This is a genomic window from Rhodoferax sp. (assembly GCF_018063565.1).
Taxonomy (GTDB): domain Bacteria; phylum Pseudomonadota; class Gammaproteobacteria; order Burkholderiales; family Burkholderiaceae_C; genus Rhodoferax.
The window spans coordinates 45,474-70,358 of the sequence record NZ_JAGPBB010000010.1 but is presented as its reverse complement, the minus strand read 5'-3'; the positions used below and the strand labels follow the sequence as shown (position 1 = coordinate 70,358).

Genomic DNA, 24,885 nt, shown 5'->3' with positions numbered 1-24,885 from the left:
GCCTGAATGGCGCGCTCGTTGCCGCTGTCCAGCGCACTGGTGGCTTCGTCAAAAATCAGGATCGGCGGGTTTTTCAGCAGAGTGCGGGCAATCGCCACGCGCTGTTTTTCACCGCCCGAAAGCTTCAGACCGCGCTCGCCCACCAGGGTGTCGTAACCCTTGGGTGTACTGGCAATGAAGCTGTGAATGTGCGCCGACTGCGCTGCCTCGATCACCTGCGCGCGCGTGGCGCCGGGTTTGCCGTACGCGATGTTGTATTCCACGGTGTCGTTGAACAGCACCGTGTCTTGCGGCACGATGCCAATCACCGCACGCACGCTAGCCTGGGTGACCTGGCTGATGTCTTGCCCGTTGAGCAGAATCCGGCCGCGCTGCACGTCATAAAAGCGGTACAGCAGGCGCGCCAGCGTCGACTTGCCCGACCCCGACGGCCCCACCACCGCCACTGTTTTGCCGGCCGGAATCTCAAAGCTGATGTCGTGCAGAATCTCACGATCAGGGTCGTAGGCGAAGCTGACATGGTCAAACCTGACGCTGGCTGCGCCCTCACCCTTGTCGCCTGGCGGCCCCAAGTCCAACTTCGGCGCGCCCGGTGCGTCGGCCACCTCACAGCGCCGATCGAGCAGCGCAAACATCTTTTCCAGCTCGACCAGGCTTTGCTTGATCGAGCGGTACAGCACGCCCAGAAAACCCAGCGGGATGTAGAGCTGGATCATGAAGGCGTTAACCATCACCAGGTCGCCCAGCGTCATGCGACCATCCACCACGCCTTGCGTGGCGCGCCAAAGCATCGCCACCAGCCCTACCGCAATGATGAGCTGCTGCCCGGTATTGAGCAGGCTCAGGCTGGTCTGACTTTTGATGGCGGCACTGCGGTAACGCTGCAGGCTGGTGTCGTAGCGCTGCGCCTCAAAGGCTTCGTTGTTGAAATACTTGACCGTCTCGTAGTTCAGCAGTGCGTCAATCGCGTGGCTTTGGGCGACGGACTCGAGCTCGTTCATCTGCTTGATGAAGTGGGTGCGCCACTCGGTGATGGCAATGGTGAAGCCGATGTAGAGCACCAATGCGGTGATGGCGATGCCGGCAAACCAGCCATCAAACTTGACCGCCAGCAACGACAGCACCACCACCACCTCGATCAGCGTGGGCAGAATGTTGTAAAGCGAGTAACTGATGAGGGAGCGCATGGCGCGCGTGCCGCGCTCGATGTCGCGTGAGACGCCTCCGGTCTGACGCTCAAGGTGAAAACGTAGGCTCAGGGCGTGCAAATGGCCAAACACCTGCAGACTGATGGCTCGCGATGCGCCTTCGGTGGCCTTGGAAAACACCAGTTCACGCAGCTCGGTCAACACGGTACTCGACAGACGCAGAAAACCATAGGCCACCAGCAGCCCCAGCGGCACCACCAGCAGCGCCTGCGCATCGATGCTGCCCTTGGGGTTCATGGTATCCACCAGGTCTTTGAGCAGCAGCGGCACACCCACATTGGCCAGTTTGGCACCGACCATGAAGCCCATGGCCAGCAGCACCCGCCATTTGTATTGCCACAAATAGGGAAACAGCCGCTTGAGGGTGGGCCAGTCCGAGCGTGCACCCGCCGTAGCAGGCGGCGCAGGCGATGGCGCCGCTCCGGTGGCAAAGGGGTCAGAAGAAACGGTACCGCCTGGGTGGCGCATGGGTGACAATCTCGCAACAACAACTCTGCCCGATTGTGCCCATGTCTGCCTCCTCCAGCGCCGCCACCCCTGCAAACCCGAGCCCCGCCGTATCCCCGCCCTGGGTGGCCCTGCCCACCGACGAGGAACTGGTGCTCAAGGTCATCCCGATGCCGCGTGACTGCAACCAGAACGGTGACATTTTTGGTGGCTGGGTGATGGCGCAGGTCGATCTGGCGGGGGCGGTGATTCCAGCGCGCTACGCTGGTGGGCGCATGGCGACGGTAGCGGTCAACGAATTCATCTTCAAGCAACCGGTGCGGGTCGGCGATATCCTGTCGTTTTTCTCAAAACTGGTGCGCATTGGCCGCACCTCGATCACCGTCAAGGTGGAAGTCTATGCCGAGCAATTTCGTACGCAGGGTCACTACATCAAGGTCACCGAAGCCTCGGTGACCTACGTCGCGCTCGACGAGCAGGGTCGACCACGCGAGATACCCAAAACTGCGGCCTGAGCGCAGGGCTGACGTCACACCGAGCCAAAACCCGTGCGGGTTCGACCCCTCAAACAAATGCACTTTCTTTGGATTGAGAAAATCGCATCACCACGTAAACACAGACACCGGAACTGAGTAACAGAATGGTCGACAGGGCCGCAGCAATACCAAACTCACCATCGAGCACCGCGTTGTACACCTTCACCGGCATGGTGGTGGTGCCACCGGTGTAGAGCAGCAGCGTTGACGACAACTCGTTGATGGCGGTGATAAAGCTCATCATGGCACCGGCCACCACACCGGGCAACATCAATGGCACGGTGACCTTGAGAAATGCCTTGAGCGGCGAGGCGCCCAGACTGATCGCCGCCTCTTCGATGGAGGGCTTGATCTGGCGCAGCACGGCACTGGTGGCGCGCACTCCATACGGCAGACGCCGGATGAACAGGATCAGCACAATGATGGTGGCCGTGCCCACCAAATCCAGCACGCCGCTGTTGAAGGTCAGCAAGAAACCGATGGCCATCACCACCCCGGGCACCACATAGGGAACCATCAGAACCGAGTCGAGCAGACCCGACAGCGCGGTCTCGCGGCGAACAATGATGTAGGACACCAGCCCACCCACCAGCGTGATCATCAGGGTGGCCAGCAAGGAGAATTTGAAGGTGTTGGTGATCACATCGGGCACCTCCCGGATGACGCGGGCGTAGCTGTTCAGTCCGAAGCCACCGCTGAACACCGGCCCACTGGTCTGCAGGAACGAGGTATAGATCACCACCGCAATGGGCAGAGTCGCCAACGCCACAATGCCATAACACAGACCGTGCACCAGCACCGAATACGGCCCGCTCAAAGTCTTGGGCACGGTCAGGTTGGTCAAAGACCCGGCGTAACGTCGTTTGTTGATCAGGTAGCGCTGCAGAAAAACCGCCATCATCGAGATCACAATCATCAGCATCGAAATGCTCACCGCCATGGTCGGGGGACCGCCCATCTCGGAGGTGTACTGGTTGTAAGCGATGGTGGACAGGGTACGCAGGTCACGCCCGATGATCGACGGCGTGCCAAAATCGGCAATGGAAAGCACAAAACACAGGATGGCCCCGGAACTGGTGGCCGGAAACACCAGTGGCAAGGTGATCTTGTAAAACCGCTGCCATCGGGTGCAGCCCAGGTTTTCTGCGGCCTCCTCAAAGGAGCGGTTGATATTGCGCAGCGCGCTTTCGGTCATCAGGTAGACAAACGGGAAAAACTTCAGGCTGAACACCAGGATGATGCCGTGCAGGCCGTAAATGGTCGGCAACGCGATGCCGAGCGCCTTGAGCTGCTGCGTCAACCAACCATTGTTGCCGGCCACCACCACCCAGGAGTAAGCCCCAATGAACGGCGGCGACACCAACGCCAAAACCGCCAGTGTGGCAATCAGGCTGCGCCCTTTGATGACATATCGCGCGGTGAAATAGGCCAGCGGTACACCCAGCAGGCAAGCACCAACCATGCCGCCGACCCCGATGATCACGGTGTTCCAGAGCGCGCCAAGGTAATAGGGGTGGGTCAGAACCTTGAGATAGTTGGCCAGCGTAAAGCCCTGGGTCTGCGGGTCAAGAAAACCCATCTGCAGTACCTGCACGATCGGCCAGATCAGCAGCAAACTGACCAGCGCCAGGGCCAGGGCCATGACACCCGACCAAAAATCCAGCCGCGTCCGGCCCAGTTGTTGCCGCCGCGAAGTCTGGCCGATCATGACAACGACACCGCGGCGGCGTCCGCAGCGAAAAACACCATATCGCGGGTCAGCACCGCCAATTCAACCGACTGACCGGGCTTCAGCGCCATCATGGCTTGATCAGGCTTGACCAGCGCGTCGAGCATCCCGTGACCCGCCACCTCAACCGACAGTTGCAACTCACGGCCTGTGAACATGGCCTGCCTGATCACAGCAGTGGCACGCAACCCCGGACCTGGCAAAGACGAATTGACCGCCAGACTCTCCGGGCGCATGGCGGCAACACAGCCCGTTGCCGCTGCCCTGGCAAGCACCCCAACGGGCAAATCGAGCGGCGACCCCAGCACGCTGTGATGGCCCGCCGCATCCCGTGTCACCGGGACAAAGTTGTTGGCACCCACAAACGCGGCCACAAAACGGTTGGACGGCCGGTTGTAAACATCCCACGGCGTGCCCACCTGTTGCACGATGCCGTCGTGCATGACACAGACCTGGTCGGAGATCGACAAAGCTTCTTCCTGGTCATGGGTGACATACACGGTGGTGATGCCAAAGGATTGCTGCAACGCACGGATGTCCCGTCGCAGATCGACCCGCAGTTTGGCATCCAGATTGGACAGGGGTTCATCCATCAACAACACCTTGGGGCGAATCACCAGCGCCCGCGCCAGACCAACGCGCTGCTGCTGCCCGCCGCTGAGCTGATGCGGCATCCGCTGCGCGTGCTGGTCAAGTTGCACCGTTTGCAGGATTTCAGCGACACGGCGACTGATCTCTATCGTGGATACTTTTTGCTGCAGCAAACCAAAGGCCACATTGTCAAAAACGTTCAGGTGCGGAAACACCGCGTAATCCTGAAACACCATGCCCACATGGCGCTGGTTGGCCCCAAGTCGGCCGATGGACAGCCCATCCACCAGAATGTCGCCCGCGTCCTGCTGATGAAAACCGGCAATCGCCCGCAACAGGGTGGTTTTACCGCACCCGCTGGGACCCAGCAGAGTAAAAAAAGCCCCGCTGGGAATGCTGAGGCTAACGTCTTTCAGTGCCAGGTGGCTACCGTAAGCCTTCTTGATGTTTTGCAGTTCAAGCTGAGACATGGATCGGTCACACCACCGGTGCAAAAATTATTTTTTATTCAGCAGCATCTCGTTGAACTTGGCCAGAATACGCGCCCGGTTGGCACCGGCCCAGTCGTCGTTGTACTTGAAGACATTGATCTTGTTGAGCGGCGTCAGCTGATTTTTGGACACCACGTCACCGCGCACCGTACGCCGGCCAACACCGTCAAGAATCTCCTGTGCCTCACGTGACAACATGAAGTTGATGAAGGCCTTGCCACCTTCGGCATTGGCCGGGGTTGCAGTCAGTGCCATCGAGTCCGCCAGCGCCGAGGTGCCGTCCGTCGGGTAGAGAATATCCACCGGACCACCACCCGCCTTGAACTTGAGCAAGGTGTCCTCGTTGGACAGGCCAATCAACGCCTCGCCGTCATTGACAAATTTGGACACAGCGCCCGAGCTATTGGACAACACGGTGTTGTCAAGGATCTTGGCGTAAATGTCCCAGCCCTTTTCTTCACCATAGATCTGCAGGATCAGCGCCAATTGAATGAATGCCGAGCCGGATTTGTCGGGGCGACCGGCCGAAATCTTGCCCTTGTACATGGGGTTTCCCAGATCCATCCATGTTTTGGGATATTGCGCTGGCGTCAGCAGCTTGGTGTTGACCCCAAACGAGTTGGCAACTGCTGTAAAGGGCACCGCCGCGTCGTTGATCTTGAACACACTGGACAAAAACTTGATGTTCTCGGGGCTGAACTTGGAGAACAAGGCCGCATTGGCTTCGATGACCTCGGTCGAGACACTGAACAACACGTCCGCGGCCTGACGCCCCTTTTCGGCCTTGAGCCGATTGATCAGGTCGCCCGAGCCGCCCTTGATGAGTTCAACCTTGACGTTGGCGCTTTTCTCAAAAGCCGGAATGACGTGATCCAACAGGTCTTGTGGTGCTGCGGTGTAAATGGTCACCTTGCTTTGCGCCAATGCCTGTGTGGTCAGCAAGGCGCCAACGGCCAAAATCGACAGAAATCTGCGTGTCATCTTCATCAAAGAATCTCCTGGGTGTAATCGGGTGGATGGGCATGAATTCGGATGGTCGGATTTTGACCGAAATGCAAGCCGACTTCGACAGGCGTATGGCAAAACACGCCGGGATAAACCCTTGACTTGATGTCGATCAAGCCCAAAGCTGGTTGGGATAGACACCGCGCTGAATCAACTGCTGAATTTTGCTGCGACAAATGCCTTTGTCCTGCGGATAGGTCACACCAAACCAATCGCTCCCGCCGCCCAACACATGACAGTCAAGCCCCTGCTCGATCAAACGCCCCACCACGGTCGGGATGTAACACTCTGCCGCCGGATTGCAGGCGCTCTGGTGCAAAAAATCCAAAAAACCCGCCTGCAGATCGGGCAGCACCTGGGGCGCAAAGCCCCAGAAATTCATCGACGCTGGCGCGTCGGGTGCAACCATCACCGTTTGGCCCGCCAGGTTAAGCCCATGGCAAACCGAGCTGTCACCCCGACGGATGTCGGTGATCTCTTCGACGCCCGTCAGCAATCCGTTGCTGATCGAGCATATGCCACGGTTCACGCCACCGTGGCTGGAAAGCGTGTGGTCCAACTGATAGGCCACCATGCTACAGGACCGATTGGGACACGCATTGGCCAGCCACTGGCGATGATGCTCGGCCATCGCACGGTAGGCCGCCTGACCATAAAAATCGTCGGCGTTCACCACCGCAAAGTAACCGCTCATCAAGTGCCGCGCCGCCAGCACGGCGTGCAGCGTGCCCCAGGGTTTGCTGCGACCCTCAGGCCAGGAGTAACCGGACGGCAGGTCATTCGGGTCCTGAAAAACACAGCTCACCGCAACTTTGCCGGTGTATCTGGCCATGACCTGTTGCTCAAACAGTTCGGCAAAATCGCGCCGAATGACGAACACAACTCGGTCAAATCCAGCGCGCAAGGCATCGTGCACTGAATAATCCAGAATCGACTCACCGTGCGGTCCCATCGGTTCGATCTGCTTGAGGCCACCATACCGCGAACCCATACCGGCCGCCAGCACCAGCAGAGTGAGGGTCTCGGATGTCAGAGCGCCGCTTGACATGCTGCCAGGCGGTCAGGAAACGATGTAGGCACCCGCCCCGGTGGAGAGCAATTTTCCGTCGGCGCCCAGGAACTCCATGCGCGTGGAGGCCACTCGCGAACCCAGGCGCATCACCTCGGCGCGCAGTTCGAAGTGCTCGCCGATGCCCGGTCGCAGGTAGTCGACGCGCAGGTCGATCGTGCCCAGCTTGGCAAAGCGCTGCAGCCGCTGTGCCGGTGACTCGTCCATGTGGCGCGCACCGATAGCCGCCATCACCGCCAGGCCACCCATGGCATCGAGCCCGGCACTGATCACACCGCCGTGGACCCGGTTGTAGGAAAAATGGCCCACCAGGTCATTGCGCATGGCCAGCCGGGCACACACACGATCCGGTTGCAACGCGGTGATCTTCAAGCCCAGTAGCCGGTTAAAAACGATCAGCTCCTCAAAGACCTTCTTGAGCCCGGTCACAAATTCGTCTTCGAACACGGGCACGCTGGATTTGAGACTCTGCTGGGACATAAAACTACCAAAAATATAGCTGACAAAGCAAGCAGAAAAAGCGCTTGAACCTTATTTTACTTACATTTTTGAGAAGTCCGGCAGGCGCTTGGCCATGAAGGCCGCAAAGGCCTCGCGTGCGGCGGGTTCACCCAACATCCGGCCGAACACCACAGCTTCGTCGGCCAGTCGCTGTGCCACCGCGTCAGCCTGGCCCATTTTCAGGAAGCGCTTGGTTTGCAGCAGTGAACTCATCGGCTTGGCCGCCAGCTTGCGCGCCTGCTGCTGCGCCAGCGCGTTGGCCTCGGACGGTGGCACGATGCGGCTGACCAGGCCCATTTCGAGCGCCGCCTCCGCCAGGAAAGGTTCTCCCAGCAACAGCGCCTCGGCAGCACGGCCATGACCCATGCGCTGCGGTGCCAGCAGACTTGAAGCAGCCTCCGGACATAGACCCAGATTGACAAAGGGCATGGAAAACGCCGCGTTGTCACCCGCATAGACCAGATCACAGTGAAACAGCAAGGTGGTGCCAATGCCCACCGCCGGACCACACACCGCAGCCACCAGCGGTTTGCTGAACCTGGCGATGGCGCGCATGAAGCGAAACACTGGCACGTCCAGCGACAGCGGCGGGTTCTGCAGAAAGTCCGCAATGTCATTGCCGGCGCTGAACACCGTCTCATGACCTTGCAACACCACCACCCGCACTCCGGCATCATCCTGCGCGTGCTCCAGCGCCAGCGCCATTTCGGCGTACATCGCCGCCGTGAAGGCGTTTTTTTTGTCGACCCGGTTCAGGGTGAGCGTCGTCACCTGGGCGTTGGTGTCAATCCATACATCGGCCATGCAGCATCCTGGATCCGTGAATTTTCCTCAAACCCGCTCAAAAATGCCAGCAGCGCCCTGGCCCATGCCAATGCACATGCTCACCATGCCGTACTTGAGCTGCCGGCGCTTCAGGCCATGCACCAGAGTGGCGGCCCGGATCGCACCCGTGGCACCCAATGGGTGACCCAAAGCGATGGCACCACCCAGCGGATTGACTTTGGCCCCATCCAGCCCCAAGGTGTTCATCACTGCCAGAGACTGTGCAGCAAACGCCTCGTTGAGTTCGATCCAGTCCAGCGCGTCCTGCGTCAGGCCTGCGTTCTTCAACGCAGCCGGAATGGCCTCGACGGGACCGATGCCCATCAGGTGTGGCGGCACCCCCCGCGCAGCAAAACTCACAAAGCGCGCCAACGGCGTCAGGCCGTACTGCTTGAGTGCCTTTTCGCTGACCAGCAACAAAGCGCCAGCGCCGTCGCTGGTTTGCGAGCTGTTGCCCGCCGTGACCGAGCCACGCGCTGCGAACGGGGTCTTGAGCTTGGCCAGACCTTCCAGGCTGGTGTCGGCGCGTGCGCCTTCATCCACACTGACGCTGCGTTTCTTCTCCACCACTGTGCCGCCAAGCAGATCCGGGCTGCGGTCCACCACCTCGATCGGTGTGGTTTCGTCGGCAAACTCACCCGCAGCTTGCGCCGCCAGCGCACGCTGGTGTGACTGCAGGGCAAAGGCGTCCTGCGCCTCGCGGCTCACCTTGTACTGCTGTGCCACTTTCTCGGCGGTCAGCCCCATGCCGTAGGCAATGCCCACATCCTCGCTGGCAAAAATGGCCGGTGACAGCGACGGTGTGTTGCCCATCATCGGCACCATACTCATGCTTTCGGTGCCGGCAGCAATCATCACCTCGGCCTCACCGACGCGGATGCGGTCGGCCGCCATCTGGATGGCGCTCAAGCCCGAGGCGCAAAAGCGGTTGACAGTGATACCACCCACACTCACTGGCAGGCCGGCCAGCACAGCGGCGATACGCGCCACATTCAGGCCCTGTGCTCCTTCGGGGATCGCGCAACCGCAGATCACGTCCTCGACCGCCGCCTTGTCCAGGCCGGGTGCCTGTGCCAGCAGCGACTGCAGCACCTTGACCAACAGGTCGTCAGGACGAGTGTTGCGGAAATAGCCACGGTGCGACTTGCCAATGGGGGTGCGCGTGGCGGCAACGATGTAGGCATCAGTCAGTTGTTTCATTTGAAATCCTTTGATCAGTTGGGGAGAGGGCAAATTTGCTGCGCAAATCTTGTTCTGTCCCGCAAAAAAATTAGTTGCGAACCGGCTTGCCGGTGGACATCATGCCCATGACGCGCTCCTGGGTCTTGGGATTGTCAAGCAGCGAGCAGAAGGTCTGTCGCTCCAGCGTCATCAGGTATTCCTCTGTCACCAGACTACCGGCATCCACATCACCACCGCAGACCACATTGGCAATCAGGCTGGCAATATGGAAATCGTGCTGACTGATGAAGCCACCGTCGCGCATGTTGACCAGCGAGCCTTTGAAAGTGGCAATGCCGCTGCGTCCGGCCACGGCAAACTGGCGTTTGTGCGGTGGGCGATAGCCTGAGCGCGCCATGGAGCGTGCCTCATTGATGGCCACAAACAGCAGCTCGTCCTTGTGTGGCACGATCACATCACTATCGAGCAGATAACCGATCTTGCGCGACTCCAGCGCGCTGGTGCCGACCTTGGCCATGGCAGCGGCAGTAAAACCGTCCGTGAGGAAGGGCAGCAGGTCTTTGCCGGTCGACGCGGCGGCATTTTCCGCGGCCCGCCGGGCAATGTAGGTCAGGCCGCCAGCTCCGGGGATCAGGCCAACCCCGACTTCCACCAGACCGACATAACTTTCCATCGCCGCCACACGGCGCGCGCAACTGACGGCGAGTTCACAGCCCCCGCCCAAGGCGATGCCGCGAATGGCGGCCACCACCGGCACTTGGGCATACCGCACACGCAAAAACGCCTGTTGCATTTGTGCCTCGACCGGTTCAATGGCCTTGGAACCCCCGCTCATGTAGGCAGGCAACAACGCCTGCAAGTCAGCACCTGCGGAAAAAACCTCGTCTCCACTCCAGATCACCACCGCCTGAAAACGCGCTTCGGCCAGATCAACCGCACGCACCAGGCCTTCGACCACATCGGGGTGCAGGGTGTGCATCTTGGTCTTGCTGGTCACAATCAGTACCTCGCCATCGAGCGTCCACAGGCGCACCGCGTCGTCCTCATATTCGGTGGTGCCGGCGCTGGCATGGTCGGGTGCCTGGGAGCCCAGGACGCTTTCCGGGAAGTGCTGGCGCGCATACACCGGCAAGCTGCGTACCGGCACAAACTGGCCGGTCGTCGGATTCCACGAACCTGCCGGCGTGTGCACCCCGCCGGCGTCGGCCACCGGGCCACTGAACACCCACTCAGGCAGTGGGGCATTGCACAGCGCTTTACCAGCGTCAATGTCTTCCTTGACCATATTGGCCACTGTCAGCCAGCCGGCCTCCTGCCACAGCTCGAACGGGCCTTGCTTCATGCCAAAGCCCCAGCGCATACAAAAGTCCACGTCACGCGCGTTGTCGGCCACGTCGGCCAGATGTACGGCGGCGTAGTGGAAAGCGTTGCGCAGGATGGCCCACAGGAACTTGCCCTGCGCGCCCTCGCTGTTGCGCAGCAGTTGCAGGCGCTCAGCGGCGGGTTTTTTCAACATGCGGGCATAAACCTCGTCGGCCTTCTCGCCAGCGGGTACATAGGTTTTGCTTGCCAGATCGAAGCGCGTGATGTCGCGTCCAACCTTTTTGAAGAAACCAGCTTTGGTCTTTTGTCCCAGGTTGCCCATCTCCAGCAGGGTTTTGAGCACTTCGGGTGTGGCAAAGCTGGCGTAAAACGGATCAAACTTGCCGACGCCTGCCGCAGCATCGCCGCTCAGCGTGTCCTGCAAGGTCTTGATGACATGCGCCATGGTGTCCAGACCCACCACATCGGCGGTGCGGAAAGTGCCTGAGCTGGCGCGCCCCAGCTTCTTGCCCGTCAGGTCATCGACCACGTCGTAACTCAAGCCGAAATTTTCCACTTCTTTCATGGTGGACAACATGCCCGCCACACCGATGCGGTTGGCGATGAAGTTGGGCGTGTCCTTGGCGCGCACCACGCCCTTGCCCAGCGCGGTGGTGACAAACGCTTCGAGTTCGTCCAGAATGCTGGGCTGCGTCGTCGGGGTATTGATCAATTCCACCAGCAGCATGTAGCGGGGTGGATTGAAGAAATGGATGCCGCAAAAGCGCGGCTTGATTTCCTCAGGCAAAACCTCACTCAGCTTGGTGATCGACAGGCCCGAGGTGTTCGACGCGACAATGGCGTGCGGTGCGACAAAAGGTGCAATCTTTTTGTACAGATCGAGCTTCCAGTCCATGCGTTCGGCAATCGCTTCAATGATCAAGTCGCAATCGCGCAATTGCTCCAGATGTTCTTCGTAATTGGCCTGGCCAATCAGCGCGGCATCTTCGGGCACACCCAGTGGCGAGGGTTTGAGCTTTTTCAGGCCATCGACCGCGCGGGTGACGATGCCGTTTTTGGGCCCCTCTTTGGCCGGCAGGTCAAACAGAACGACCGGCACCTTGACGTTGGCCAGGTGCGCGGCAATTTGCGCGCCCATCACACCTGCGCCGAGGACGGCGACTTTTTTCACATTGAAACGAGACATGGTTTAACTCCGTTAGGGCCGAGCTTGTCGAAGCCCTTGAATACGTTCTGATATGCCCTTTGACAAGCTCAGGGCGAACAGTGCGCGCGATTTACTGAACGCGCACCCAGGTTTGCGTGCGGCCAATGCCAAATACCGAGCCGCGGACTTCCAGCTTTTTGCCGTCTTCAATCGGGGTCAAACGCAGGGTATAGGACTTGCCGTTTTCCGGATCAAGAATCTTGCCGTCCTCCCAAACGTCTTTGCCCTCGACCTTTTTGGCCCCACGGATGATTTCCATGCCCAGGACCGGCTTGTCCTTGCGATCGTCGCTGCACTCGGTGCAGAGCTTTTTCTGGTCGGCATCCTTGCGCAACAACTTCTCGATGTGCCCCGTGAGCACGCCGCCGGCCTCCTTGATGATGATCAGGCTCTTGAGCTCATTGGTCTTGTCGTCGATGCTGTGCCATTGGCCTACGGGGGTCATCTGGGCCGCTGCGGCACCACCGAATGCAACCAATACGCTAGCTATCAGCGCACGTCCGGTATGGGCTAGAGTCCAATTTGTCATATAAAGTCTCCTCGAATAGTGGTTAAAAAAGTTCAGGCTAACGCCGCATCAGTATCCATCAAGACTTTGGAGCCGGTGCGCGCTGTGCGCATCAGTGTTGCCGTCTCGGGGAACAGCTTGGCAAAGTAAAAACGCGCCGTCTGCAGTTTGGCAACGTAAAACGGGTCCGTGTTGCCCGAGGCGATCTGGCGCAGCGCCACTTGTGCCATGCGCGCCCAGAAGTAGCCAAACACCAGGTGCCCGGCCACCCGCAAGTAGTCGACCGCAGCGGCACCGACTTCGTCGGGGTTCTGAAAGCCTTTGAAGCCCAGCTCGGTGGTGAACTTGGTCATCTGATCGCCCAGGATGGCGATCGGGGTGATGAACTCGGCCATCTTTTCGTTCACACCTTCTTCGGCCACCAGCGCGCCAATGAGCTTGCCAAACTTTTTCAGCGTGGCACCGTTGTTGCCCAGCACCTTGCGTCCCAGCAGATCCAGACTCTGGATGGTGTTGGTACCCTCGTAGATCATGTTGATGCGGTTGTCGCGCACAAACTGCTCCATGCCGTTGTCCTTGATGAAGCCGTGACCGCCAAACACCTGCATGCAGGCATTGGTCGAGATATGGCCGTTGTCGGTGATGAAGGCCTTGACGATGGGGGTGAGCAGCGCTAGCATCTCGCCAGACTCTTTGCGTGTCTTTTCATCAGGGTGGTGGTGCTCTTTCTCCAGCAGCATCGAGCTGAAACACATCAAGGCGCGGCCCCCTTCGGCATACGCCTTGGCGGTGAGCAGCATCTTGCGCACATCAGGATGCACAATGATCGGGTCGGCAGCCAGGTCTTTGGCTTTGACACCCGACAAGCTGCGCATCTGAGTCCGCTCTTTGGCATAAGCCAGTGCATTCTGGAACGCCACTTCGGTCAAGCCCAGCGACTGGTTGCCCACGCCCAGGCGGGCCGCGTTCATCATCACAAACATGCCTTGCATGCCCTTGTTGGGTTGACCGACCAGAGTGCCAACGGCGCCTTCGAGTTCGATCTGCGCGGTGGCGCTGGACTTGATGCCCATCTTGTGTTCCAGACGCGAGGCAAAGACGCTGTTGCGTGCGCCCAGAGAGCCATCGGCATTCACATGGAATTTGGGCACGATGAACAGGCTCACGCCCTTGATGCCCTGGGGAGCGTCGGGCAGTCGGGCCAACACCAGGTGGATGATGTTGTCAGCCAGGTCGTGCTCGCCGGCGCTGATGAAGATCTTGGTGCCGGTGATCTTGTAGGTGCCATCCGCTTGGGGCTCGGCCTTGCTGCGCATCAGGCCCAAATCGGTGCCGCAGTGCGGCTCGGTCAGGCACATGGTGCCGGTCCACTCGCCGCTGGTCATCTTGTGCAGATAAGTGGCTTTTTGCTCGGGTGTGCCGTGCGTGTACAGGGAGGCGTACGCACCGTGGGTCAGACCGGGATACATGGTCCAGGCCTGATTGGCAGAATTCATCATCTCGTAAAACAACTGGTTCACCACCAATGGCAAGCCCTGTCCGCCATATTCAGGGTCACACGCCAGGGCGGCCCACCCTGCTTCAATGTACTGGGCATAGGCCTCTTTGTAGCCGGTGGGAGTCTTGACCTCGTGCGTGCTGGTATCGAGCTTGCAACTCTCGCTGTCACCACTGATGTTGATGGGAAGCAGCACGTTGGCGGCAAATTTGCCACCTTCTTCCAGCACGGCGTTGATGGTGTCAGCGTCCATGTCAGCATGTACCGGCATGGCTTGCAGATCAGCGGTGACGTTGAGCACTTCGTGCATGACAAACTGCATATCACGCAGCGGCGGGGTGTAAACAGCCATGGTTTTCTCCTTGTAGGCGAGGGATATCAGCGCGACATGCCGGAAGGTCTGGCGACCGACCTGCCGTAACGCAACAAAATGTTTTCAAATCCGGTATTGGCGCGGCCAATGGCACCCGGGTTTTTCAAGAAGCGGGCCTCGTAATGCAGTGCCAGGATCAGGCCATGAATCTCGAAGGCCATCTGCTGCTCATCGGCATCAGCCACCAGATGGCTGGCCTCTTTGGCTTGCACAACGGCACGGTACATGGCCGCTAGCCATGTCTGCACCGAAGAAGCCAATGCATCGCGCACCGGGCCGGGGCGATCGTCAAACTCGACGGCACCACTGATGAATATGCAGCCCGACTGGATTTCAACGGCCACGCGTTTCATCCAGTTGGCAAACAGCGCGCGCACCCGTGGCAGGCCACGCGGCTCGTTCATGGCGGGGAAAAACACCTCGTCAGCAAAGCGCTTGTAATACTCGCGGATCACCGAGATCTGCAATTCTTCACGCGAGCCGAAGTGGGCAAACACGCCCGACTTGCTCATATGGGTGACTTCGGCCAGCGCGCCGATACTCAGGCCTTCAAGCCCAATCTGCTCAGCCAGCCCCAGCGCAGCGTCGATGATGAGCTGCTTGGTTTGCTGGCCCTTCTGCAAGGCACGCTCACCGCGGGACGCAGACGAGACGCTGTCACGCTCAGGTTGGGATGTAGATAGGAGTTTGCGCATGTTGCATAAAAGAACGGTCGTTCTATTTTGCAACAAATCCCGGTTTTGTAGCGACAGCGCAGCAGTTCTAGGGACCTCGTTCTAGCCCGGACCGGGGTTTTCCCCTAGTGAACCGGCACGCCAACCCTTGCGCGCCCTGAATAGCGAGCATTCAATGACCCAGCATGAGCAACAGGCCCTCCTCCAGCTGCTCCGACGGCAGGTGCCTGAAACCGCCACGCACATAACGCTGCAATCGTCCTATGGCAAATGCGGTCAGGATTGCGGCACGAAGATGTTGCATCCGCGTGGGCGTCGCGGTGGCGGCATCGAGCGCACCATCGCGCAGACTTTGCTTGAGCGCAGATTCAAACTTGTCGAAAAACAGGTTCATTCGCTGCTGCAATCGCGGATGCTCCAGCACCAAGGCTTCGCCCACCATGACGCGTGCCATGCCACGGTTTTTCTCGGCAAACCGCAGTAACAGGGTCACCATCTGCCCAGCCTGTTGGCCACCGGCTGCGTTGCTGCTGCTGATCTGACCGATCAAGCCAAAAACGCTTTGCTCGATGAAATCGATCAGCGCTTCAAACATTTGCGCCTTGCTGGCAAAGTGGCGGTACAGTGCGGCCTCGCTAACCTGCAATTGCGCCGCCAGGGCTGCCGTGGTGATGCGCTCGGCAGCGGGCTGCTCCAGCATGACCGCCAGTGCCTGCAGAATCTGCAAGCGCCGCTCGCCGGGCTTGGCCCGTGCACGCGTCCGGGTGCTGAGTGGTGACGCCTCGGCCTGGCTTGCATTTTTCATGTTCTGTTGGCCTCTAGCGCTTGCATGTATTATTTTTTTAGATACGTTTTCAATAGCAATTATTGGGAACGGATCATGGTGCCAAAGGCTTGATCGGTCAAGATTTCAAGCAGCAGCACATGGGGCACGCGACCATCGATGATGTGCACGGCATTGACGCCGCTTTTGGCAGCATCCAGCGCACCCGCAATTTTTGGCAACATGCCACCGCTGAGCGTGCCGTCGGCAAAGAGGCCGTCTATCTGCTGTGCTGTCAATTCCGGGAGCAGTTCACCCGCCTTGTTGAGCACGCCGCTGATATTGGTCAGCATCATCAGTTTCTCGGCCTTGAGCACCATGGCGAGTCTGGCCGCCACCACGTCGGCATTGATGTTGTAACTCTCGTTGTTGTCACCAAAGCCAATCGGACTGATGACCGGAATGAAAGCGTCGTCCTGCAAAGCCCTGACCACGCTGGGGTCGACGCTGACGATGTCTCCCACCTGCCCGACATCGTGCTCTTTGCTCGGGTCGGCGTTGTCAAGCATCTTGAGTTTTTGCGCGCGGATCATGCCACCATCGCGCCCGGTCAGCCCCACTGCCTTGCCACCCGCCTGATTGATCAGACCAACAATGTCTTGCTGCACCTCCCCGCCCAGCACCCACTCGACCACTTCCATGGTTTCGGCATCGGTGACCCGCATACCCTGAATGAATTCGCCCTTTTTACCCAAACGCTTCAGCGCGGTTTCGATTTGCGGGCCACCACCGTGGACCACCACCGGATTGATACCCACCAGCTTGAGCAGAACCACGTCTTCGGCAAAATCTGCCTGCAGGGCCGGGTCGGTCATGGCGTTGCCACCGTATTTGATGACCATGGTCTTGCCGTGAAACTTGCGAATGTAAGGCAGCGCCTGAGCCAGAATTTCAGCCTTGTCGCGTGGGGAAATGTGAGATACGTCGGTCATGTGCGTGGTGTTGACAGAAAGGAATCCGGATGGAAGCTTAAATTGTGCCGCATCCGCAAGCTGCCGCAAGGACCGACGCCAATTCAACCGGTGGTCGCCGTGGCAAACCCTTGGACACAGCAGCCAAGTACCGCTTTGATGCCTGGCAAGTCGCCGGCTGCGGCAGCGCTGCGCAGGGTGTCCAGATGCGGGGCCAGTTCGGTCCAGGTCAAACAGACTTCTTGCGCTTTCATGATGCGCGGATGGGTGGTAGGCTGCGGATCATCACCGATCAGCAGCTCTTCATACAGCTTTTCAGCCGGACGCAGCCCGGTCACCGCGATTTCGATATCGCCATCGGGACAGGCCGCATCGCGAACCCGAAGACCCGCCAGCGCCACCATGCGCCGCGCCAGATCCATGATTCTCACGGGCTCCCCCATGTCCAGCACGAAAACATCGCCACCGCGTGCCATGGCACCTGCCTGCAACACCAGTTGCGCTGCCTCAGGGATGGTCATGAAGTAACGCGTGACTTCCGGATGGGTGACGGTCAGCGGGCCGCCACTGGCAAGTTGGCGACGAAACAACGGCACCACACTACCGCTGGAGCCCAGCACGTTACCAAAGCGGACCATACAGAAGCAGGTGCCCGCAGCACCATCCTCCAAAGGCGACAAGGCCTGCAAGACCAGTTCGGCCATTCGCTTGCTGGCACCCATCACATTGGTCGGACGAACCGCCTTGTCGGTGGAGACCAGCACAAAGCGCGCAGCACCGCTGCGCCGCGCCGCCAGCGCCACGTTCAAAGTACCAAACACGTTGTTCAGCACCCCTTCACCTGGGTTGTCTTCCACCATTGGCACGTGCTTGTAGGCTGCCGCGTGGTAGACCGTGCTGGGACGGTAAATCGCGCAAATGGTGTCCAGTCGCTCCGGGTTGCTGATACTGCCAAGCAGCGGCCGCAATGCCACCTGCAAACCTTCGGCATTCATCAGTTCCAGCAGTTCCTGATGAATACTGTAAAGACCAAACTCGTGGTGGTCAAACAGCAGCAGTTGGCGCGGGCGCTGCCGCACAATCTGCCGGGTCAGTTCGCTGCCAATGCTGCCCCCGGCACCCGTGACCAGTACCACCTGTCCGGCGAGATCGCGCGCCAGCAAGACCGGGTCGGGTGGCACCGGGTCGCGTCCAAGCAGGTCTTCCAGGTCAAGTTCATGAAAGTCCTGTACCGTGACGCGGCCACTGGCCAGATCGGCCAAACCCGGCAAGGTGCGCACATGAACGGGCAAATGCGCCAGGCTTTGCAATATCGCATTGCGCCGGTCACGCGAGACACTGGGCAGGGCCAGCAGGATATCGGTCACGCCCTGCCGGGCAATGACCCGAGCGATATCAGCCGGAGAAAACACCGGAACCCCGTTGAGGCTGCGCCCTGCCTTGGTCGGATCATCGTCCACAAAACCCAGCAGCGCATACTGCTGTGACAACCGAAGCGCCGCCGCGGTTTGTACACCTGCCGTACCCGCACCGTACACCAACAGCCGACCTTCAAGCTTGGCGCCATGGTGGCCTTGTCCGGCCAGCCAGAAGCGAGCGACGGCACGGCTACTGACCAGCAGCAACAAAAAAATCAATGGCTGCAAAACACCCAAGGTACGAGGGACCCAGGGCCACTGCATCCACAGCAGAATCACAAAAAGAACACCACCGTAGATCAGTACCGCCAATCCGGTGGTTTGCAAGGCGGCCTGGCCGGTGTAACGAAAGATGGCCCGATACAGGCCAAAGCGGAAAAAAATCGGGATGAAGAGCGCTGGCGCCAGCAAATAGACCCACCATTGGGCTCCCACTGGCGGCCCGTAATAGTCCAGCCGCAAGGCAAAGGCGATCCAGGTTGCAAACAGGGCCAGAGCAACATCAAGACCAATCACCACCAGCCGCTTGACCCAGCGCGGCCACTCCAGAACCCTGCTTTGCATTCAATAACCTTGAATCACCCTATTCTCAAGATGAGATGGCAAATGACTCTTTGGTTCTACCTTGAGCCACCAAAGCGGCAAGCCAGCGCGGCATCAAGCCACGACCACTCCAGGTTTCCCCGTTGGGACCACGGTATTTGGCCGGTGCCGGATTGCTCGACTTGGTCGCGCTGCCGGCTACCTTGCGTGGTCGACCCTTGCCACCCTCCAAATCGGCCACCGTGATGCCAAAGGCCTCCATTTTGGCCAGGATCTCCTGCACTGTCTTGCTGAACTCCTGGGCCTTGATCTCCTCGGCCTGTTTTTGCAGCATTGCAATCTGGTTCTGTATCTCGATCAAATTGTTCATTTCAAATACCTGTTCATGAAAAATCCCTGAAAGTCGACTTGGCGTATTGTTTTAATGCGTAACATTATCCCGCCTTATCACCTTAAAAATCGTGCTAAAAATAATCTTCACATCAAAATAAAGCGATTGATTCTTCAAGTATTCAATATCCAATGCGACTTTGTCCGGAATCGGCAACTCATCACGGCCGTTGATTTGTGCCCAGCCCGTCAAACCCGGAGTCAAACGATGGACTTGCACCCGGGTTCGTAAAGTGATCAGGTCATGCTGATTGAACAAAGCCGGTCGTGGCCCGACAAAACTCATATCTCCTTTCAGAATGCTCCACAATTGCGGCAATTCATCCAGACTGCTCTTTCTCAAGAAACCACCTACCGACGTCAGGTAAATCGCGGGATTGTTCAACAAATGGGTGGCGACCGCGGGCGTGCCAATTTTCATGCTACGAAACTTCGGCATTCTGAATAGCTGATTGTCCCGTCCAACCCGGTCTGACCAATATAGTATTGGCCCACGAGAGGTAAGCCGTACCACGATGGCGACCGCAATCAGCGGTACCAACAGGAGCACCAGCGCCAACAACGCCAGCAAAACATCAAAAATCCTTTTCATGTCGGGGCTTCAATGGAAATCGTCCGACGCAAACCCTCTGCAACGGTGATCCTTGGTTCCCATTGCAACCGTTGGCGGGCTTTATGAATATCCAGCTGCAAGTTGGCGCACAAACGGTCAATGACGTGAGTGCGACCCGTCAAGCGGCCCGCCAGCTGCAAAGCCCAGACCGGCAAAGCAACCAGTCTTGATGGTCGTCTCAGCGCGTGAGCGATTCCTCGAACCAGATCAGCGGTCGACTTGTCTTCACCGTCGCTGACCAGAAATAGCTGATTGGCGGCCGCCGGATGGCTGAGGCAAATACTCAGAAAGTCCACCAGGTTGTCCAATGCAACCAGGCTTCTGGCATTGTGAACTGCCGCCAGCGGCAAAGGCCAGCCGCGCTGAACCCAACGCACCAATGCGGCAAAGTTGGCGCGCACCCCTGGCCCATACACCAAGGGCGGGCGAACAATCACCAGTTCCAGACCGGTGTCGCGGACAATCGCCCACAAGCCCTGTTCTGCCTCCCACTTGCTGATGGCATAAGGGTCCTGCGGTGCGGGTATATCATGCTCCGCAAAAACCTGCCCCGGGGCGGTGTGCTCTCCATTGACCTTGACGGTGCTGACGAACACCAGGCGCCGCACCCCGGCGCTGACCGCCTGTCGTGCCAGATTCAGCGTCGCCGCCACGTTCACCTGTCGAAATGCCGCCAGCGGATCGGCTGCATCGTCGTTCATGACATGCACCCGCGCTGCCAGATGGACGATGGTATCCACACCGGACAGCGCCTCGTGCCACGACGTTGAAGCGCCGAGATCCCCCACGCGGACACAATCGCCCGACAGTTTGCTCGCGCCACCATCCCGCACAACCGCCCGCACCGCCACACCGAGCGCGGTCAGATGTCCGCACAGACGACGTCCGACCAGTCCATTGGCACCCGTGACCAATACCCTCATAGAAGGCCGGCCCCACGCAGTTGCCGGAAAACCGGTGACCGAAAAAAGCGAGCAATGCTACGGATATGCCACACGGTGTACTTGAATTGTCGATGGCTGGTGCGCTGTGCATGATGCACGACCTGAGTCTGGGTGCACCACGCCACCTGGCGTTGCGACAAACTCAGGCGCGCACAAATGTCCACGTCTTCATAATAGAGAAAATACCGCTCATCAAATCCTTGTAGTTCTGCATACACCTGCTTGGGAAATAGCAGCAACATACCCGCACACCAATCCACGACCCGCACCTCACCATCCGATGGGTAATCTGCTTGTTGTGAGCCCGAAGTCAATTTGCCAAGTATTTTTTTGGGTGTGGGAAATTTACGCGCGCTGTCTTCGAGCTGACCAGTTGGACCGAGTACCAAGGGTGCTGCAATACCCACGGATGGATCGACAAAGGACGCCAGCAACCCCCCGAAAGGACATGCGCTAAATCGGATATCCGGATTCATCACACAAAAGTAGTGGCCTCTGGACTGAGCAAAAGCAGTATTGTGATTGGCACCGAATCCTTTGGGTTTCAGGTTTCGAATGATCTGGACCGGAAAGTCATAATCAGCAGCATCAAATACCGCAAGTTCCGGGATATTGAGTGTCAGAATCAGCTCAAAAGCGAAATCAGCGCAACTCGACTGAAAATCCTCCAGCAACTTTGCAACCAGCGGCCATTGCCCGTGGCTGACGACTGAAACGGTGATCATCATAGATCTTTCGGCCGTTTGGTTTTCCATCGCAAATAAATCAGATAAATGATCAGACGGCGAAAATACTTCAGCACGGAATAAACGGCCAACAGCGACAACTGCCAACGCTGGATACTGCCCCGCCGGAACAGGCGCTGGTAGTTGCCCAGATCGCTACGTTCCATCAGCCACACCTGCGAGCTCAAACCCGTGACTCCGAAAGGGTTTTTGTAAATGGCGGCCAGATCCATCGGCAACTTCACCACCTTCTCGCCGGCGCACACTACTTTCAGCCACAGCATATGGTCTTCCATATACCGCTGGCGCTCTTCAAACCGGTGTACGGTGTCGCGCCGGATCATGACCGAAGGCGTCACAAAGCGGTTGGACAAAATCAGGCGCCATTTGCGCAGCACAATGCCGGCCGATTTTTGCACGGCCCAATACGGCAACACACCCTGTTTGAGCAGCCGGTGCCCATGACCACACAACACCACATCGGGGTTGGCTGCCATGTAGGCGAACTGGATTTCGAGCTTGCGGAAGTGCCAGGCGTCGTCGGCATCCAAAAAAGCAACAAAAGGCTGGCTGGCCACGGCCCAGGCGGCATTTCGAGCGCTAGCAGCACCCTGGTTCTGCTCCAGCGCCAGCAAATTGATCCAGCCCGGTTCAAATTTCGCCTGCTGTGCACGCAAGACTGAAAGCGTGTCATCACCGCTTGCATCATCGACCAGAATCACCTCGACCGGCTGACAGGTCTGCGCCACCACCGAGGCCAAGGCACGCTCAATGGTTTTCGCACAGCGAAAGCACGGGATCACCACCGAAACCGCAACAGAGGTTTTCATGCGTCGACAAAACCCTTCAGCACCGCGCAAGCCCGCTGGCTGTCAGCACAAAAAACGCGTTTGAGCAGCATCATGACCATCAAACTCACAGTTGGAACCCAGGGTATTGGTGCATGCTTGCGAAAGAACCGCAAGGCAGACCGTGTGAAGTATTGATCCAGCAGGGGACTGCCCCGCCCCAGACTTGCCGATTGCTTGTGCCACACCCGCGACTGCTCCGCGACGCCTAGTAGCCAGCCTGCTTGGCGAAGGCGAGCGCCCAAGTCGGTGTCTTCCCAGTACATGAAGAAAGACCGATCATCAAACAGCCCCACTTGCTGCAGTGCCTCTCGGCGCAGCAACATCGAAGCCCCAGAGACAAAGTCCAGCGCAGCGGGCACACGCTGATGATGGGAACGCCCGGTCCACAGATTCACCCGGCCACCGCCCCAAAGCTGGATCCGATCAACTCCACCGGCATCAAACAGCAGCGAGCCCACCGCGCCCAACGATGGGTTGCCTTGCGCCACGGTCACCAGCGCAGAAAGTGCGCCGACTGCCACGGTGGCGTCGCTGTTGATCAGCCAGATGTAATCTGCACCAACGCCAAGAGCGTACCGAATACCCACATTGCAACCGCCTCCAAACCCCAAGTTCGCCCCAGTTTGCAGCAGCGTCACGGCCGGTTGATGTGCCAGGATGTGCTGCACCGAATCGTCGGTGGAACCGTTGTCCACCACGATCAGGTCAAAGTCCGGATAATCCAGCTTCTGCAATGACGCAAGGCAGGCAAGTGTGTCGCGCCAACCGTTCCAGTTGAGCACCACCACACCGACCCGACTCGTGCTGCCATCCTTGGTCATGGCTTAAAGCGAAGCGCTCTTTTTTCGACAAGATGCCAGGACAACCAGGCCAGCAGCATCGTCAACCCAAACGACAGCGCCAGGTGGAACTCAAAACTCCAGCCGTAAGACTGACCCATCGACACCACCACCTGCTGCACCGGAAAGGCAAATATGTACATACCGTAAGACAAATCACCCAAAGGTTTCGTCAACCGTGCGCCACCCTGCCAAACTTGCGCCACAGCCACCAGGCCTGCGGCAAACAGCAGCAAAGCCGTGCGCTCCATGCCGCGCGGGCTGCTGACCCAAAAAATCAATAGCGCCAACAAAACGGCTGCGGATACCCGCCACTGGTGTTTTGTCCAAGCCGGGTCGCCACGAACGAACGCGTAGACGGCACCCCACCAAAAAAAAGCAACCATCTCAAAATGTGCAAGAAACCGCTGCCCTAACACGGGTACGCCAAAGGCCGCACCACTCAGCGCCAGTGCCATTCCGAGCGCCAATCCACGCCAGTTCGCTCGACGAAAAACAAGGCCCAGCACAGCCAGCAGAACATAACAAAAAAACTCCACTGGCAAGGTCCACAAAGAACCATTGACCGCGTCAGGGTACGGATTGTCTTCAAAAACACCCGGCAACCCATAACGCACCAGCAAGATTGCCGTGCTCAGGTAACGCCAGGTCGCAGCAGAAGACCCGTACTCCCCAAGCGGCAAGACCGAGATGGCAGGACCCAGCACCAGCACCGTGAGCAACACCAACACCCACAACGCCGGAAAGATCCGCAAGGCACGACGCTGAAAAAATCGCCATCCATCGGGATCCCGCACCCAACTCGACCAAATCAGACATCCACTCAAGAAGAAAAACACCGATACCCCCGCCCCGCCAAAGCTGGTCCACCCCATGAAATTGGTCTCGGGATGGCCGAGCAACACATGCTGGTGACTGTACAGCACCATACCCGCAGCGCCCAAGCGCAACAGATCAAGGGAGTTGCCCGCACTGGCCGTCTTTCCAAGCCCTGCCCCCAAACTAGCTCCTCTCTCGAGCCACCAGATAGTACTGGTAGGTGACAAAGTCCCTGAAGAGGCCCAAAGTCAGGGTATTGAGCAGATTCTTGCGTGACCAGCCGACAAAACCCGTGTCCCGGCAGACCGGCTTCGTCAGCCGTGGATGGGTCAGCAGCTGCAACGCAGAATGCCGTGTGAAAAAACGCAAATGTGTTCGATCCAGATGGCCCGCATCGGTGTAATCCCAGCGCCCCTGAAACAGCAGCGGAACCAGCACACTGAAATGCCGGATATTGGGCACACTCACAATGAGCGTACCACCCGCGGCCAGTTGTTGTGTAACCAGGCGGTCAACCATGGCCCATGGGTCGACCAGATGCTCCAAAACATCCAGACACAGCACCAGGTCGAACCGACCGCCTGAGAAAAACACCTCGGTGCGCTCGATATCGGCACAGTGCACCTCGTCCACGTCCTGACGTGCCGCCTTTGCCGCAGTTTCTGAAATTTCAACCCCGGCCGTGTAAGCCACACGCCGCACCTGGCGCAACCACGCCAGCGTCGCACCGGAGCCGCACCCCAACTCAAGAACGCGCCCACAATCGGCTGGCAGAAGCGGCGCGATTTCCTTGCGGGCGTGCGCAAAATAAGTATCGGCTTTGTTGGTATAACTTTGCATGG

Annotated in this window: 24 protein-coding genes; 1 reads left to right on the top strand and 23 read right to left on the bottom strand. The window is 58.8% G+C overall.

What is annotated here, in order from left to right:
* Positions 1-1,676 (bottom strand): ABC transporter ATP-binding protein/permease (locus tag KBF66_RS04335; RefSeq protein WP_296652776.1); only part of this gene is annotated, 1,676 nt, incomplete at its 3' end.
* A 41-nt stretch (positions 1,677-1,717) separates the two neighbouring features.
* On the opposite strand from KBF66_RS04335, the gene KBF66_RS04330 reads away from it, so the two are divergent.
* Positions 1,718-2,170 (top strand): acyl-CoA thioesterase, encoded by a 453-nt coding sequence (locus KBF66_RS04330; protein ID WP_296652772.1) that lies wholly within the window; start codon positions 1,718-1,720, stop codon positions 2,168-2,170.
* A gap of 49 nt (positions 2,171-2,219) precedes the next feature.
* On the opposite strand, the gene KBF66_RS04325 is transcribed toward KBF66_RS04330, so the two are convergent.
* The 22 genes from KBF66_RS04325 to KBF66_RS04220 form a co-directional block, all read right to left on the bottom strand.
* Positions 2,220-3,899 (bottom strand): iron ABC transporter permease, encoded by a 1,680-nt coding sequence (locus tag KBF66_RS04325; RefSeq protein ID WP_296652769.1) that lies wholly within the window; start codon positions 3,897-3,899, stop codon positions 2,220-2,222.
* A complete protein-coding gene (locus KBF66_RS04320; RefSeq protein WP_296652765.1) occupies positions 3,896-4,981 on the bottom strand; it encodes an ABC transporter ATP-binding protein in 1,086 nt (361 codons plus the stop codon). Before KBF66_RS04320 ends, KBF66_RS04325 begins: the two co-directional genes overlap by 4 nt.
* A gap of 27 nt (positions 4,982-5,008) precedes the next feature.
* Positions 5,009-5,989, bottom strand: coding sequence for an extracellular solute-binding protein (locus KBF66_RS04315; RefSeq protein WP_296652762.1), 981 nt, complete (start codon positions 5,987-5,989; stop codon positions 5,009-5,011).
* Between the two features lie 130 nt (positions 5,990-6,119).
* Positions 6,120-7,055 carry an NTP transferase domain-containing protein gene (locus tag KBF66_RS04310; RefSeq protein WP_296652759.1) on the bottom strand — a complete coding sequence of 312 codons (936 nt, stop codon included), beginning with the start codon at positions 7,053-7,055 and terminating at the stop codon, positions 6,120-6,122.
* Between the two features lie 12 nt (positions 7,056-7,067).
* Entirely contained in the window at positions 7,068-7,556 is a 489-nt protein-coding gene (locus KBF66_RS04305) for a thioesterase family protein (RefSeq protein WP_296652756.1), read from the bottom strand.
* Positions 7,557-7,616: 60 nt separating this feature from the next.
* Positions 7,617-8,381 carry an enoyl-CoA hydratase gene (locus KBF66_RS04300; protein ID WP_296652752.1) on the bottom strand — a complete coding sequence of 255 codons (765 nt, stop codon included), beginning with the start codon at positions 8,379-8,381 and terminating at the stop codon, positions 7,617-7,619.
* Positions 8,382-8,408: 27 nt separating this feature from the next.
* Complete coding sequence (locus KBF66_RS04295; RefSeq protein ID WP_296652748.1) at positions 8,409-9,602, bottom strand: acetyl-CoA C-acyltransferase; 1,194 nt, start codon at positions 9,600-9,602, stop codon at positions 8,409-8,411.
* A gap of 70 nt (positions 9,603-9,672) precedes the next feature.
* Positions 9,673-12,093, bottom strand: a complete 2,421-nt coding sequence (locus tag KBF66_RS04290; protein ID WP_296652745.1) for a 3-hydroxyacyl-CoA dehydrogenase/enoyl-CoA hydratase family protein — start codon at positions 12,091-12,093, stop codon at positions 9,673-9,675.
* A gap of 91 nt (positions 12,094-12,184) precedes the next feature.
* Positions 12,185-12,559, bottom strand: a complete 375-nt coding sequence (locus KBF66_RS04285) for a DUF2147 domain-containing protein (protein ID WP_296652791.1) — start codon at positions 12,557-12,559, stop codon at positions 12,185-12,187.
* Positions 12,560-12,675: 116 nt separating this feature from the next.
* On the bottom strand, positions 12,676-14,472 hold the full coding sequence (locus tag KBF66_RS04280) for an acyl-CoA dehydrogenase C-terminal domain-containing protein (RefSeq protein WP_296652742.1): 1,797 nt from the start codon (positions 14,470-14,472) through the stop codon (positions 12,676-12,678).
* 26 nt (positions 14,473-14,498) lie between these two features.
* Positions 14,499-15,188, bottom strand: coding sequence for a TetR/AcrR family transcriptional regulator (locus tag KBF66_RS04275; RefSeq protein ID WP_296652738.1), 690 nt, complete (start codon positions 15,186-15,188; stop codon positions 14,499-14,501).
* A gap of 151 nt (positions 15,189-15,339) precedes the next feature.
* Complete coding sequence (gene slmA / locus KBF66_RS04270; protein ID WP_296652735.1) at positions 15,340-15,972, bottom strand: nucleoid occlusion factor SlmA; 633 nt, start codon at positions 15,970-15,972, stop codon at positions 15,340-15,342.
* Positions 15,973-16,031: 59 nt separating this feature from the next.
* Positions 16,032-16,922, bottom strand: coding sequence for an acetylglutamate kinase (gene argB, locus KBF66_RS04265; RefSeq protein WP_296652732.1), 891 nt, complete (start codon positions 16,920-16,922; stop codon positions 16,032-16,034).
* Between the two features lie 83 nt (positions 16,923-17,005).
* Complete coding sequence (locus tag KBF66_RS04260) at positions 17,006-18,883, bottom strand: nucleoside-diphosphate sugar epimerase/dehydratase (RefSeq protein WP_296652729.1); 1,878 nt, start codon at positions 18,881-18,883, stop codon at positions 17,006-17,008.
* A 25-nt stretch (positions 18,884-18,908) separates the two neighbouring features.
* On the bottom strand, positions 18,909-19,232 hold the full coding sequence (locus KBF66_RS04255; RefSeq protein WP_296652725.1) for an H-NS histone family protein: 324 nt from the start codon (positions 19,230-19,232) through the stop codon (positions 18,909-18,911).
* A 51-nt stretch (positions 19,233-19,283) separates the two neighbouring features.
* A complete protein-coding gene (locus KBF66_RS04250; protein ID WP_296652722.1) occupies positions 19,284-19,844 on the bottom strand; it encodes a sugar transferase in 561 nt (186 codons plus the stop codon).
* A complete protein-coding gene (locus tag KBF66_RS04245) occupies positions 19,841-20,788 on the bottom strand; it encodes an SDR family oxidoreductase (protein ID WP_296652718.1) in 948 nt (315 codons plus the stop codon). The genes KBF66_RS04250 and KBF66_RS04245 overlap by 4 nt, the downstream gene beginning before the upstream one ends.
* A complete protein-coding gene (locus KBF66_RS04240) occupies positions 20,785-21,537 on the bottom strand; it encodes a glycosyltransferase family 2 protein (protein ID WP_296652715.1) in 753 nt (250 codons plus the stop codon). Before KBF66_RS04240 ends, KBF66_RS04245 begins: the two co-directional genes overlap by 4 nt.
* Entirely contained in the window at positions 21,534-22,364 is an 831-nt protein-coding gene (locus KBF66_RS04235) for a glycosyltransferase family 2 protein (RefSeq protein WP_296652710.1), read from the bottom strand. The genes KBF66_RS04240 and KBF66_RS04235 overlap by 4 nt, the downstream gene beginning before the upstream one ends.
* Entirely contained in the window at positions 22,361-23,206 is an 846-nt protein-coding gene (locus KBF66_RS04230) for a glycosyltransferase family 2 protein (protein WP_296652707.1), read from the bottom strand. The genes KBF66_RS04235 and KBF66_RS04230 overlap by 4 nt, the downstream gene beginning before the upstream one ends.
* On the bottom strand, positions 23,203-24,225 hold the full coding sequence (locus KBF66_RS04225) for an acyltransferase (protein ID WP_296652705.1): 1,023 nt from the start codon (positions 24,223-24,225) through the stop codon (positions 23,203-23,205). The genes KBF66_RS04230 and KBF66_RS04225 overlap by 4 nt, the downstream gene beginning before the upstream one ends.
* Before the next feature lies 1 nt (position 24,226).
* Positions 24,227-24,883, bottom strand: coding sequence for a class I SAM-dependent methyltransferase (locus tag KBF66_RS04220; protein WP_296652703.1), 657 nt, complete (start codon positions 24,881-24,883; stop codon positions 24,227-24,229).
* Positions 24,884-24,885: the final 2 nt, after the last annotated feature.